13 protein-coding genes and 1 pseudogene are annotated in these 13,551 nt (G+C 39.8%); 4 read left to right on the top strand and 10 right to left on the bottom strand.

Annotation, left to right across the window (positions count from 1 at the left end; translation table 11 throughout):
- Nucleotides 1-96: 96 nt before the first annotated feature.
- On the bottom strand, nucleotides 97-1,521 hold the full coding sequence (locus tag G7074_RS22900) for a glycoside hydrolase family 125 protein (protein ID WP_124561353.1): 1,425 nt from the start codon (nucleotides 1,519-1,521) through the stop codon (nucleotides 97-99).
- Between the two features lie 271 nt (nucleotides 1,522-1,792).
- Here G7074_RS22900 and G7074_RS22895 point away from each other — a divergent pair, with 271 nt between their 5' ends.
- Complete coding sequence (locus G7074_RS22895) at nucleotides 1,793-2,980, top strand: DUF1624 domain-containing protein (protein WP_124561352.1); 1,188 nt, start codon at nucleotides 1,793-1,795, stop codon at nucleotides 2,978-2,980.
- On the opposite strand, the gene G7074_RS22890 is transcribed toward G7074_RS22895, so the two are convergent.
- From G7074_RS22890 to mutS, 4 genes are all read right to left on the bottom strand, one after another.
- Nucleotides 2,977-3,582, bottom strand: coding sequence for a thioredoxin family protein (locus tag G7074_RS22890; RefSeq protein WP_124561351.1), 606 nt, complete (start codon nucleotides 3,580-3,582; stop codon nucleotides 2,977-2,979). The two genes, G7074_RS22895 and G7074_RS22890, sit on opposite strands and share 4 nt — an antisense overlap.
- 6 nt (nucleotides 3,583-3,588) lie before the next feature.
- On the bottom strand, nucleotides 3,589-4,056 hold the full coding sequence (locus G7074_RS22885; protein WP_124561350.1) for a TlpA disulfide reductase family protein: 468 nt from the start codon (nucleotides 4,054-4,056) through the stop codon (nucleotides 3,589-3,591).
- A 148-nt stretch (nucleotides 4,057-4,204) separates the two neighbouring features.
- Complete coding sequence (locus G7074_RS22880) at nucleotides 4,205-4,705, bottom strand: C40 family peptidase (RefSeq protein ID WP_124561349.1); 501 nt, start codon at nucleotides 4,703-4,705, stop codon at nucleotides 4,205-4,207.
- 63 nt (nucleotides 4,706-4,768) lie between these two features.
- Complete coding sequence (gene mutS / locus G7074_RS22875) at nucleotides 4,769-7,381, bottom strand: DNA mismatch repair protein MutS (RefSeq protein WP_124561348.1); 2,613 nt, start codon at nucleotides 7,379-7,381, stop codon at nucleotides 4,769-4,771.
- 170 nt (nucleotides 7,382-7,551) lie between these two features.
- Between mutS and G7074_RS27715 the strand changes: the two genes are divergently transcribed.
- On the top strand, nucleotides 7,552-7,680 hold the full coding sequence (locus G7074_RS27715; protein ID WP_255420126.1) for a hypothetical protein: 129 nt from the start codon (nucleotides 7,552-7,554) through the stop codon (nucleotides 7,678-7,680).
- Between the two features lie 80 nt (nucleotides 7,681-7,760).
- Nucleotides 7,761-8,078, top strand: a complete 318-nt coding sequence (locus G7074_RS22870; RefSeq protein ID WP_233603936.1) for an HPF/RaiA family ribosome-associated protein — start codon at nucleotides 7,761-7,763, stop codon at nucleotides 8,076-8,078.
- 79 nt (nucleotides 8,079-8,157) lie between these two features.
- On the opposite strand, the gene G7074_RS22865 is transcribed toward G7074_RS22870, so the two are convergent.
- From G7074_RS22865 to G7074_RS22845, 5 genes are all read right to left on the bottom strand, one after another.
- Nucleotides 8,158-8,760 carry a hypothetical protein gene (locus G7074_RS22865; protein ID WP_124561347.1) on the bottom strand — a complete coding sequence of 201 codons (603 nt, stop codon included), beginning with the start codon at nucleotides 8,758-8,760 and terminating at the stop codon, nucleotides 8,158-8,160.
- On the bottom strand, nucleotides 8,757-9,503 hold the full coding sequence (locus tag G7074_RS22860) for a menaquinone biosynthetic enzyme MqnA/MqnD family protein (RefSeq protein WP_166211539.1): 747 nt from the start codon (nucleotides 9,501-9,503) through the stop codon (nucleotides 8,757-8,759). Before G7074_RS22860 ends, G7074_RS22865 begins: the two co-directional genes overlap by 4 nt.
- Before the next feature lie 45 nt (nucleotides 9,504-9,548).
- Nucleotides 9,549-10,172, bottom strand: coding sequence for a histidine phosphatase family protein (locus G7074_RS22855; RefSeq protein ID WP_124561345.1), 624 nt, complete (start codon nucleotides 10,170-10,172; stop codon nucleotides 9,549-9,551).
- 107 nt (nucleotides 10,173-10,279) lie between these two features.
- Nucleotides 10,280-11,473, bottom strand: coding sequence for an aminofutalosine synthase MqnE (mqnE, locus tag G7074_RS22850; RefSeq protein ID WP_166211536.1), 1,194 nt, complete (start codon nucleotides 11,471-11,473; stop codon nucleotides 10,280-10,282).
- Between the two features lie 305 nt (nucleotides 11,474-11,778).
- Nucleotides 11,779-12,273, bottom strand: a complete 495-nt coding sequence (locus G7074_RS22845) for a hypothetical protein (RefSeq protein ID WP_233603884.1) — start codon at nucleotides 12,271-12,273, stop codon at nucleotides 11,779-11,781.
- Between the two features lie 123 nt (nucleotides 12,274-12,396).
- On the opposite strand from G7074_RS22845, the pseudogene G7074_RS22840 reads away from it, so the two are divergent.
- Nucleotides 12,397-13,511 (top strand): annotated as a pseudogene (locus G7074_RS22840) (PLP-dependent aspartate aminotransferase family protein).
- Nucleotides 13,512-13,551 lie beyond the last annotated feature (40 nt).

Here is a 13,551-nt window from a genome sequence, read left to right as displayed (position 1 = left end):
ATGTGAATGTTGTTTTGGGCAAAAGCAAAAACCGCATTTATATGTTGAGCCATTTTTAAATAAGCATCAAAAACACATAAATGCGGTGAAGTGATATTAAGCTTTTAATAAAGCTGGTTTTTCGTGGTATGTTTTCCAAAGCAACTCGCCAAACAAAGTGTTCGACCATGCAAACCAGGCTCTAGTAAAGTTGGCAGGATTATCTTTATGAAACGACTCGTGCATAAATCCTTTGCCTGCATGCGTTTTACGTAAACTTTCGATACACGCTTTAATTTCGGCATCATCTTTAGATGTTAAGGCGCGCATGGTGATACTCATTGGCCAAATCATATCCTGACCAGCGTGCGGTCCGCCAATACCTTCGGCTGCTGTGCCTTTAAAGAAGTAAGGATTATCTTTTGACAAGGCAAATTTTCGTGTATTCTGATAAATCGGATCTTCGATTTTCATCGCGCCCAGGTAAGGCAAGGCTAATAAACTAGGTACATTCGAATCGTCCATCAAATACGAACTACCAAAACCATCTACCTCAAAAGCATAAATTTTACCATATTTCGGGTGGTTTACAATGGCGTGTTTTTGAAGCGCAGCACTCACCTCATCGGCCAGGTTTAATAAGCTGCTTTCTAATATTTTATCACTGTTTAAGACTTTAATCATTTCGGCCGCATGCCTTAAACTCGATACTGCAAAGAAGTTTGAAGGTACGAGGAAAGGAAAAATAGTCGCATCATCGCTCGGACGGAAAGCCGAACAAATTAAACCCACCGGGTTAACCGGAAAACCATAACCTGCCATTGGCAACGAATCAGTTGGTTGTGTAGTTTCCCTTTGGAAATGATAAGGGCCTTTTCCTGCTTTACGTTGTTGCTCTTTAAAGGTTTTTAAAGTTGCTTCAATTCCTTTTTTCCAATCGGCATCGAATGGTGTTTTATCACCTGTTTTTTTCCAGTAGTGGTAAGCTAAACGAATCGGGTAACATAACGAATCTATTTCCCATTTACGCTCGTGCACTCCCGGTTGCATAGCGGTTTTATCTGTTTTCCATTCCCCTACTTTGGTAGCATCGCCATAAAAGGCGTTGGCATAAGGGTCTTTCAAAATACATTTGGTTTGGTGGATAATTACACCGGCAATCAGTTTTTTAAGGGGTTCATCCTCATTTACAAATTGCAGGTAAGGCCACACCTGCGCCGAACTGTCTCGTAACCACATCGCATCAATATCGCCGGTTATAACGTAAGTATCGGGTCTGCCACCATTTTCGCTGTGATAAACCGTAGTATCTAAAGTGTTTGGAAAACAATTTTCGAACAACCAGGTTAATTCAGGGTTTTTAACATTGGCCTGGAAGGTTTTTATGGCATTATCTACCGCCTTACTTTGAAAATGTCTTTTTGCCGCAGCTACACGTACAACCGGAAATTCGGGGGCTAAATTAGCTGCAAAAGAGAATTTGGAAGCCACTACGCCTGCGCCTAACAAACCTGTGTTTTGTATAAATGTTCTTCTTTTCATTATGATGTGTTATGGTCTTTTTTTAATTTTGTCTAAACGAGGTTCAGCTATCGTTGATGCATGATCTGTTTTATTGATAGGGATTATTCGGTTAGCGTTTAACAAATATTATTATAATTTTTTGAAGATCAAAATTGAAATTGCCAATTCAGCTACTCCTAAATCGATTTTCCTATTGAGCTTTAATAACCTGGCCAATACCGGCAACGGTAAGTTTAGAAAGGCATAAAAACCAATTGAATTTGTATCTTTATTAACCAAACTTATCGCTATGGATGCAGCACAAAGCACACTTTCAAAACGTATTTTATCGATTGATATACTGCGTGGATTGGTGATGATCATTATGGCTTTAGACCATACCCGCGATTTTTTTCATATCGGTGCCATGACAGGCGATCCATTAAATCCTGATACCACAACAGGAATGCTGTTTTTTACCCGCTGGATCACGCATTTCTGTGCGCCAACCTTTGTTTTTCTTTCCGGATTATCTGCTTATTTATCCGCCCAAAGCAGAACAGCTGCACAGGCCAGTGCGTTCTTATTTAAGCGTGGCTTATGGCTCATATTGGTCGAAATCGTAATCATCACCTTTGGCTTAACCTTTAATCCTGGCTACAATTTTATTATCCTGCAGGTAATTTGGGCTATTGGTACCAGCATGATCTTTTTGGCTATTTTCAGCCGGATTTCTTATAAAACGGTGCTGATTATTGGGTTGGTGCTGGTTTTTGGACATAACCTTTTTAACTTATTCCCGGCACCAAAAGACCTCGCAGGCGGAATGATTTTAAAAGTATTTTTTACTGCATCGGGTACGGTTGTACCGCTATCTGCTAATCATTTTGTAGGTGTGTTTTACGCCATCCTTCCGTGGACAGGTGTGATGTTTGTGGGTTATGGTGTTGGCGCCTGGTATAGAAAGGGATACGAAGCCGAACGCCGGCAACGCAATTTATTGATGGTAGGTTTTTTAGCGGTGTTTGTATTTGTAGCCTTGAGATTAATCAATGTATATGGCGATCCGGTTCCGCGTAAAGAATATGATGATCTGTTTAAGAACCTGCTCACTTTTTTCAATGTAAACAAATACCCGCCATCGTTGCAATATATATCTATGACCTTAGGCCCGGCAATGCTTTTTTTGGCCGTTACCGAAAACCTAAGCAATTGGTTTACCAGAATAACTTCGGTGTACGGTGCTGTTCCATTTTTTTACTATGTGCTGCACTTTTACCTGCTGCACACGTTACTGGTAATCGTATTTTTTGCAACTGGCCATAGTACTAAAGAAATTGTTCAGATTCCATTTATGTTCAGGCCGGCAGCTTTTGGCTTCAATTTGCCACTGGTTTATGTAATATGGCTTAGTGTGGTTGCCTCGCTTTATTTACCTTGTAGATGGTTTAAGCAATATAAGGAAACACACCGGCAATGGTGGCTAAGGTATGTTTAGCCTTTTTTCCATTTTATACTGCAACCCACAGCCTTGGTTGTGGTAACAGCAGGCTTTTTACCTGTGGCTAAATTATTGATCGCATTTTTTACATAATCTTCTTTTGTGGCGTTTTCACCTTCAGGGTCATTATCTATTGCACCAATGTATTCAACTACATTTCCTTTGTCGCTTTTATTTACCAGGAAAACATGCGGCGTTCTGCTTGCACCGAATTGTTTGGTAACTACATGGTCCGGATCGAGCAAATAAGGGTAAGTGAAATTCTTTACTTTGGCCAGGGCCTGCATTTTATCGAAACTTTCGGCTGGAACCGCACCGGCATCATTTGGGTTAATGGCAATAACCGGATATCCTTTGGCGGCATAACTGGCATTTAGCTCAGCAACACGATCCTGGTAAGCCTGAGCTACCGGACAGGTATTGCAGGTAAAAACGACAATAAAGCCTTTAGCATCCTTGTAGTCGGCCATCGATACCATTTTATTGTCTACATTCTTTAAAGCGAAATCTTTAACCACATCGCCAACTTTATACCCTTCGCCTTGTGCACAGGCACCTAACGAAATTAACATCAAGCCAATTAGAAATAACTGTTTCATAACCTCTTATTTTAAGTTTAACAAAGTACTTTTGAGTTGTTTCTCTGTAAAATCCTGTTCGTAAAAGCGTCTGGTTTTTTGTTTCACAAATAATGTTGCAGGTATAGCGCCTGTCCATTTGGGGTCTACCCTTTCGATATATTTTTGCTGGTCGGTTTCGTTTAACAGAAACACTTCAGCTTTGATCTGGTTCTTTACTACAAAAGGAATTACCTCTTTTTGCAGTTTCGATTTAAAATCTACACTGATCAAGAGTACTTTTACAGGCTTTTTTAAATTGGCTACACGCAGTTTTTCAAAGTTCGGTAGCTCGGCTACACAAGGGGCGCACCAGGTTGCCCAAAAATTAACCACATAGGTGGTATCCTTACCAGCGGCAATGCGTTTATCCAGTTCATCGAGCGTTAACAGTTTTACCTGTGCGCTTAACGAATAACTAATTAAAGATAAGCAGATTAAAAGGAATGTGCGCATAAGATGAATAACGAAATTTAAGCGGGTTTGTTTTAACGATAGTCGTCATCTCGACTAAAGCACAGCGAAACGGAGAGATCTAATGTAGATTTCTCCGTTTCGCTCCCGATGAAAATCGGTGAGCTTCAGTCGAAATGACGGGAGAGATCTAATTAACCGAACCTGATTTAACAAATACGCGCTGATACGCCGGCAATGTCAAATCATCAACTATTACGCCCCGGGTAGTACTGGCATGCACAAAAAAACCATTATTTAGGTACACACCAACATGGTCTACATCGTTGCCTCCAAAGGAAAAGAAAACCAGATCGCCTTCTTTTAAATTATCTATACCTTTTTTCCTTACCACATTGGCCTGATCGCGTGAGATACGTGGCAAGGTTACACCGTAAATTTCCTTTTCTAACAAATAGGCAAATCCCGAGCAATCTATCCCGCCTTTATCCAAACCGCCAAAACGGTACCGAACACCAGTCCAGTCGGTAATGAAGCGGTAAAGCGGCTTGCTTTTTAAATTACTCATGGCATCGGCCGCCTTTGCTCCTTTCGTATCGGTTTTAACGGTGTATTTACGCGTACCACACGATGAAAGGAAGAGTACTAAAGCAACCAAATAGAAAGCGTAAGGTTTAAAGCTAGTATGCATAGGTATAAATTTAGTAACAAGGGCTTATGGTTAAATATTTTTATCCATAAGCCCCTAATCTGCTTAATTCTTAATTAAACGCTGTATTTCATCCAGTTTAAGTAATGCTTCAACTGGTGTTAAAGCATTTACATCCAAATTATTAAGCGTGTCTCTTATTTTTACCAAAACAGGGTCATCAATGGCGAACATTTGTAACTGGTAAGCCTGATTCTGCACTTTTTTAATACTGTCTTTAATGCTTTGGCCTTCCGTACGGTCGATTTCTAATTTTTTAAGTATTTCGTTTGCCCTGCTGATTAATTTTGGAGGCATACCCGCCATTTTAGCTACATGGATACCAAAACTATGCTCACTTCCACCCGGAACAAGTTTCCGCAAGAAGATTACTTTATTGGTCATTTCTTTAACCGAAACATTAAAGTTTTTAATGCGCGGCATGGTATTGGCCAGTTCGTTTAGCTCGTGGTAGTGCGTAGCAAAAAGGGTTTTGGGGCGCGATGTTGGGTGCTGATGTAAAAACTCAGCAATGGCCCATGCAATCGAAATACCATCGTAAGTACTGGTACCACGACCAATTTCATCCAATAAAATTAAGCTGTTGTCTGAAATGTTATTCAGGATACTGGCCGTTTCGTTCATTTCGACCATGAATGTACTTTCGCCTGATGAAATATTATCGGAAGCACCTACACGGGTAAAAATCTTATCTACAATACCCACCTCAGCATCTTTTGCCGGGACAAACGAACCCATTTGCGCCATCAATACAATCAAAGCAGTTTGACGTAAAATGGCCGACTTACCCGCCATGTTGGGACCAGTAATCATAATAATCTGCTGACTATCGGTATCCAGATAGACATCGTTGGTAATGTATTCCTGCCCTACCGGTAGCTGTTTTTCAATTACCGGGTGGCGGCCACCTTTAATGTCAAGTACCTTATCGGGTGTAACTTTTGGTTTATTGTAATGGTTTTTGGCCGCAAGCTGGGCAAAACACAGCAAACAGTCCAATTGGGCAATTAAGAACGAATCGAGTTGGATAGGTTTGATATAACCTGCCGTTTCGTACATCAGTTCGTTATACAAACGCACTTCGATAGCCTGTATTTTCTCTTCGGCTCCTAAAATCTGATCTTCGTATTCTTTAAGTTCAGGTGTAATGTACCTTTCGGCATTAACCAGGGTTTGCTTACGGATCCAACCTTCTGGTACTTTATCTTTATGGGTATGGGTTACTTCTAAATAATAACCAAATACGTTATTGAAAGCAATTTTTAAGGAAGGAATTCCTGTGGCTTCAGCTTCGCGTTTCTGTATCTGAACAAGGTAATCTTTACCACCAAAAGCAATTTTACGCAGGCGGTCCAGGTCTTCATCAATGCCGTCGGCAATTACGTTTCCTTTTACCAATAGTGCTGGCGGATCGGCCTGTAATTCTCTTTCAATCCTGTCGCGAATGGCCAGGCAAGGGTTTAACTGATCGGCAATTTTGATTAAAAACGGATTTTTAGAATCGGCAGCCAGTTTTTTAACGGATTCGATATGGTACAAAGCGCGTTTCAAAGCCACCAGTTCGCGTGGCCCAACACGTTGTAAACCAACTTTAGAAATCAGGCGTTCTAAATCGCCGATTTGCTTAATGTGCGATAAAAATTCCTCTTGTAAAGTATCGTGCTTCACAAAATATTCAACCATGCCCAGGCGTTCCTGAATAGGTTTCAGCTCCTTCAAAGGCATAATAATCCATTTCTGCAGCAAACGCGCGCCCATTGGGGTGCAGGTATGGTCCAAAATATCGAACAAGGTTACTGCATTATCGTTTGGAGAGTTAACCAGTTCGAGGTTACGGATGGTAAAGCGATCAAGCCACATGTAACGATCTTCTTCAATGCGGCTAATTGAGGTAATGTGCTGCAGGTTACGGTGTTCTGTTTCGCCTAAATAGTGTAAAATAACACCAGCAGCAACAATTGCGCTTTGTAAACGGTCTATACCAAAACCTTTTAACGAAGTTACCTCGAAATGTTTCATCAGCGTTTCGTTACCGTAATCGCTGGTAAAAGGCCATTCATCCAGACCGAAAATATAAAAGCGATCGCCGAAATTTTCGGTAAAGGCCTGTCGTTTCGATTTCTGGAAAATAACTTCTGTAGGTTTAAAACCTTGTAAAAGTTTATCGATATAATCGCTGTTGCCCTGTGCAATTAAAAATTCACCTGTTGATATATCTAAAAATGAAACGCCCAATTGTGTTTTATCGAAGAAAACGCAAGCGAGGAAGTTATTTGATTTCTGGTTAACGATATTATCGCCATAAGCCACGCCAGGAGTAACCAGTTCTGTTACACCACGTTTAACAATGGTTTTGGTTGTTTTGGGGTCTTCCAGCTGATCGCAAATGGCTACACGCTGGCCCGCACGTACCAGTTTAGATAAATAGTTATCAAGAGAGTGGTGCGGAAAACCAGCAAGTTCGAGGGCGCCGCCATTTGGCCCCGTTCCTCTGCGGGTTAATACAATACCTAATATTTGTGCTGTTTTTACGGCGTCTTCGCCAAAGGTTTCGTAAAAATCGCCTACCCTAAATAATAACAATGCGCCCGGATACTTCGCCTTTATAGCGTTGTATTGCTGCATTAACGGGGTTTCTTTATTCGTGTCTTTAGCCAAAACTGAAATTAATTTGCAAAAGCCATAAAGATAGCACGAATATGCATTGTACGGTTGTTTTGTTGAAAAGTTGAAAGATTGTTAGTGAAATCAGTTTCCAATCCACAGTTGGCAGTTTTAAGTTAGCGAACATGAACAATTAACCAATTTAAATAAACCCTTATTTGAAAATGAAGCGTTCTTCACCTTTCGGAAAGTTTAGTCCTGCTATCCGCTTTACTTCTCGCGATGAAAAATCGGGATCGTGCCCGCTCCTATCAGGTTTAAAAACAATAGCCGGTTTTAAGCCTTCCTCATAAAATTAACTTATTTACATAATTTTATAATTTAAACAAATACCCATACTTATGCGTTAAACTACATAAAACTTAATATAAATATGATGACGATCCAACTGAATGCCGACAAGAGTTTAACCATACACCACGAGTACGAAGAAAAAATTAAAGGCCAGCTAAATGAAGGGCTGAGCAGATACAGTGATTTGATTACGCGTTTGGAAGTTCATTTATCTGATGAAAATGGCAGTAAAGATGGTTTAGACGATAAAAGATGTTTATTAGAAGCCCGGATTACAGGAAAAGATCCTATTGCAGTAACCAACATGGGGAACACTTACGATTTAGCCCTTAATGGTGCTTTAACAAAATTAAAAAGTACACTCGAAAAAGTGGCCGGTAAGTTGAAAAGCCATTAAAATTGATGTGTAAATAGATAGAAATAAGTTCTGCAGTGCTATGCACGGTGAATAAAGCAATCTGAATTGGGTTGCTTTATTATTTTATTGGCTTCCTATCGTTCATATCAAACTGGAAAACACATCTTTCACTTAAAAACTCAAATTTTGTACTACATATAGCGCTTTGGAATAATTCATTGCTGTTTTTATTCATCAGATCAATATGTATATTGCCAACATTACAAAACGAACCTAATATGCTTTGACATTTATCGATAAAATAAATGTATTGTACTATTCCGTTGGTGCGAACAAGATCAACAAAGTGTTTAATAAACTGAGGTAAAGATGCTTTGTTTACGATTAGACCTCCCTTAAAATCCTTTTTTATACCTGATTTTGTAAAGAAATCCATCCCTTTTTTAAAGGTTTTATATTTACCTTCCCGAAAACGCCAGGCCAATTTTTCATCACCTAAAAAGATAAGGGCATCTAATTCCAGGGCATCTAAAAGCTTTGAAAGTTCTTCGCCTAAAGCCTTTAAATACTTTCTATATGTTTTTGATTTTAAAGTTAAAATATGGCTGGCAAAAGTATTAGGATAGAAACAATCATAATCTTCTATTTCCTTATTGTAGGTTCTTTGTGGAAATATTGGATATGCTTTAATGCATTTCTTCCTTTTTATTTGCTTAATCACCTGACAGCTAGTTTTTCATCTAGTTGTCCAATAAAGCCTAAAAACAAATTAAGGGCTTTCATCCTATCCTCAGTTACCTCGAATTGTAATTTGTGGTAAAGGTAATCTTCCAGGTCAAAATTGCTTACAGGTGGTAATTCTGCTAAAACTTCTTTACGATGATCTAAGCCAAACTTTAAAGCGGCATTAAACTCATCTTTAAATTGCTGCGAAATTTCTTTATTGGCTACCCAGGCAGCGTACATAAAAGGCAAACCGGTAAACTTCTTCCATTCTTCGCCCATATCGTAAACAAAGGCAAAATTTTGTGTTTTACCGAAAGTACGGTCGCCGATTAAAACAAAGGCATCTGTTTCTGCATTTTGATCTGTTGTAAATTCTACTTCCTTCTCCCAATGGAATTTTAGCAAAACTTTAGCCAGGTTATTCGAGGTCCGGGAATGGGCATCCAATCGTAGGGTTTTGATTTCATTAACCGGAACATTACTAAAAATAAATACCGAATTTACCGCGCCATCGCTTCCTATGCAGTAATTGGCCACAATGTTAGCATTCGGTACTAATGGAATAGCGGCCACAGGCATCAAACCAATATCTGCCTGACCGTTAATTACTTTAGCGGCACAATCTGAAGGAATATCTAAACTTAAATCTATCTTATCGATGATAGGCGAATGTGCTAAGCCGTATATAAATGCTTTGGTATTGGTGTAGGCAACAGCCGATATTTTAATCTTATTCAAGGTGTTATGCTAATGTTTTGCGCAACGCGTTTGGCGTTAAGCGGATTATCCAATCACTAAACCGTCTAAATGAACGGCACTATTAAATTCAAGAACGGTAAATTTTCCATCCTCGAAGCCCATTTTGTATAAAACAGTATTCTGATGCGGAAATTCGGTCATTTCGCTTAGAGGTTTTCCTAGCAGCAGGCATAAGAAAACCCTCATGGCCCTTCCGTGCATGCAAAGTAATACTTTCTGCTCTTCCGGCCGGGTCATTAAAACTTCCATGGGTTGTTTTAAACGTTCATACACATCCTGAACGCTTTCGCCACCTTCAAAATGGGCACTGTAGTTACCCTCCTGCCAGCATTGCAGCATCGAACGAAAAGCTTCGCGTGCCTCCTCTGTATTGGGTTTTCCTTCCCAAATTCCCCAGGCCAGCTCGTCTAAGCCCGATAAACGTTCCCAGGGCAGGTCCGAATCAATAAATTTCTGTACGGTTTGCCAGGTGCGTTTTAAATCAGAAGTGTAGATTTTATCGAAGCCCACATCTTTATACGTTTGATAAAAAGCCTCGGCCTGTGCCCTACCTAAATCATTTAAATCAGCATTTATACCCCTGCCTTGTACTATGCCCTGTCTGTTCAATTCCGTTTCGCCGTGGCGGATGATATAAATTTGCTTCATATTTTATATTTATTGAATGAGCGGGTTTTGAATGATTGAATAAGGGGACGTTAAAGTAATATTCTATTATTCAGTAATTTCACCCTTCAATCAATCATTCATTTAAATTAATTCACTACCGGTAATTTATAATAAGCAGGTTTCTTTTCTTCTTCGAAAACAACATGCTCAAAATCGGTTACCACATTGTATAAAGTGTCGCGCTCTATGGCTTTTCTGCCTACTTGTTTAATCAGGTTTACCAGTTCTTTGGTGCTCATTGCAGGAGTTTGCTCTTCAGCACCGGCCATTGAGTATATTTTTGTGGTATCATCCAATGTGCCGTCAATATCATCTACGCCATAATTCAACGACAATTGTGCTGTTTCGCGACTAATCATCGCCCAATAGGCTTTAATGTGATCGAAATTATCCATATAAATACGGGCAATGGCATAATTCCTTAAATCTTCAATTACCGAAACTTCGGGCACATTACTCATTTGGTTGTGCTGGTTGCGGAATTTTAGCGGAATAAAGGTTTGGAAACCACCTGTTTTGTCCTGTAGCTCGCGAAGTTTCTCCATATGATCAACCCGGTGCCAGAATTGTTCGATATGACCATAAAGCATGGTAGCATTGCTACGCATACCCAGTTTATGCCATTCTTCGTGTATAGCCAGCCATTGTTCGCCTGTACATTTATCTTTGGCAATCTGATCGCGCACCTCAGGGTGGAAAATTTCTGCACCTCCGCCCGGAATAGATTCTAAACCGGCCTCTTTCATCAGGCGCATTCCGGTTGCGTAATCAATTTTAGCTTTCTTAAAAATATAGTGGTATTCTACCGGCGTTAAAGCTTTAACATGCAAATCAGGACGGTATTGCTTAATTGCAGTAAACAGTGCTGAATAGAAAGCCACATCATACTGTGGTAAAACACCGCCAACAATATGCACTTCGGTTACCGGCTCATCATCGTATTTTTTTACAATATCGAGCATTTGGTTCATGGTTAAGGCCCAGCCTTCTTCTTTTTGCTTTAATAGGCGCGAGTACGAACAGAATTTGCAATCGTAAACACAAAGATTGGTAGGTTCTAAATGGAAATTACGGTTAAAATAAGTTTTATCGCCGTGTTTTTGCTCCCTTACAAAGTTGGCCAAAACGCCCAGATAGCCTAATTCTGCGTACTCATAGAGGTAAACGCCTTCATCAAAACTAATCCGCTCTCCCTGAAGAACTTTGTGTGCAATGTTTTGTAGTTCAGTTGATAAGTTGGTATCAGCTAGTATTTTTTCAACCTGATCAGTTGTATTCATTCCTGAAATATTTTGAACAAAAATACAATAATGAGGCGATTTGAAAATCATTTTCTTGTAACAAACCGGTATTTTATTATTTCTCAATACATTATTTGAATGTTAGAAGGATTGATTTTTGAATGAGTAAATATGCATCCTGCCTTAAACATTCAATCATTCAAAATTTAATTGTTTATGTAAGCTATATTCTTCAGGGAAGCTTCCGTGCTAATCCGTGCTTCCGTGGCTCATAAAAATAGGTTGTAAACAAAAAAGCACCTCTTTTCAGAAGTGCTTTCGGGTATGTTTTTCAATGCTAAATATTATCGTGCAGCTGGTACAAACGTTAAAATGATGTTTGCTGTTCTGCCACCAAATTCAATTGGCGATTTTAATACCATTTGGGTGCTCGAAAGTTCGGTTAATACTAAACGGTAACCTTCAGTTACGTTTTTAGCTTTATCACCTTCGTAGATTTTTTTAAACTGGAAAGTCTGATCTTTTGGTGCTGCCGACCAGAAAATAGTCTGCATTACCGATCCGCACGCGCTTGATGCCGGTAAAGTGTACGATCCGTTACCGCTGTTGGTTAATTTCCAGGTACTGCCCTGAAAGCATTTGTACGATTTCTCGCCGAATAAACCTTGCACGGCACCATCAGGTAAACCTTCTAAAGCTACATTGCTTACTACCCAGTCGCGCACTACTGTACCTCTGCTACCGGTAACACCTGCGGTTACCCTTTTTGCAGTATTGCAGCTTTGTAACATTACTAAAGTAGAACATGCGATTGCGATAGCTATAAATAATCTTTTCATTTTAGTTTAATTTAAATTCTGTCAAAGTTGTTACATAAATCTTGCCAAAACAATTACGAAGTTTAAATTAGCTGCAAAATATTAAATTGCAATCTGATATTATTTCGATCAACCCCTATTATCATGAAACCCGAAACCCTTGCTATTCACGCATCTAATCTCGTTAACAGTGCTACAGGCGATGTTACTCCTCCCATTAATCTGTCTACAACTTTTTTTCGCGATGAGCATGGCGGGTACCCTGGAGGCCATATGTATAGCCGGGTAAGCAATCCAAACCGGTCTGCTTTAGAAAACACTTTAGCCAAATTAGAATACGGTGAAGATGCAGCTGCTTTCTCATCGGGCAATACTTCGGGTATGGCCTTGTTTCAGGCGTTAAAAGCAGGGAGCCATATTATTGCACCCGATGATATGTATTGGGGCTTTAAAAAACAATTACTTACCATTTTCGCCGATATACTTGAATTTGATTTCGTCGACCAAACAGACCTGGATCTGGTTAAAGCCTCTGTTAAGCCTAACACCAAACTCATTTGGTCTGAAACACCTTCCAATCCCTTGTTAAAAGTTACGGATATAAGTGCAATAACTAAAATTGCAAAGGCAGCCAATATAACTTTTGCCTGCGACAGTACTTTCGCCTCTCCTATTTTACAAAACCCGATTTTGCTCGGGCTGATATTGTAATGCACAGCAGTACCAAATACCTGGGTGGCCACAGCGATGTATTAGGTGGCGTTTTGATTACAGCGAAAAAGGATGGACTGTGGGATAAAATTAAGAATGTGCAGCAAACCGGTGGTGCCGTTCCATCGCCTTTTGATTGCTATCTGTTAACGCGCAGTATTAAAACCCTGGCATACCGCATGAAAGGTCACTGCGAGAATGGTAAAAAAGTAGCTAAATATTTAAATCAGCACCCGAAGGTAGAAGCTGTTTTTTATCCGGGATTGGAAACGCATCCCCAACATGAAATTGCTAAAAGCCAAATGAAAGATTTTGGTGGTATGATGTCGTTCCTGGTAAAAGGTGGTGTAGAGGCAGCAAGTAAAGCGGTTAATAAAGTGCAGTTGTTTGCGCAGGCTACCAGCTTAGGCGGCGTTGAAAGTTTGATTGAACACCGCTACTCGATTGAAGGACCGGATAGTAAAACACCTAAAAACCTGTTGCGCATTTCGGTTGGGTTGGAACATGCAGATGATATTATTGCTGATTTGGAGCAGGCTTTAAACTAGCATTTAACCCTATAAGGTTTCTAAAACCTTATAGGGTTAT

Origin of the sequence: Pedobacter sp. HDW13 (assembly GCF_011303555.1) — a bacterium.
Classification (GTDB): Bacteria; Bacteroidota; Bacteroidia; order Sphingobacteriales; family Sphingobacteriaceae; genus Pedobacter.
The sequence above is the reverse complement of the archived record's forward strand: the minus strand, read 5'-3'. Positions and strand labels throughout refer to the sequence as shown.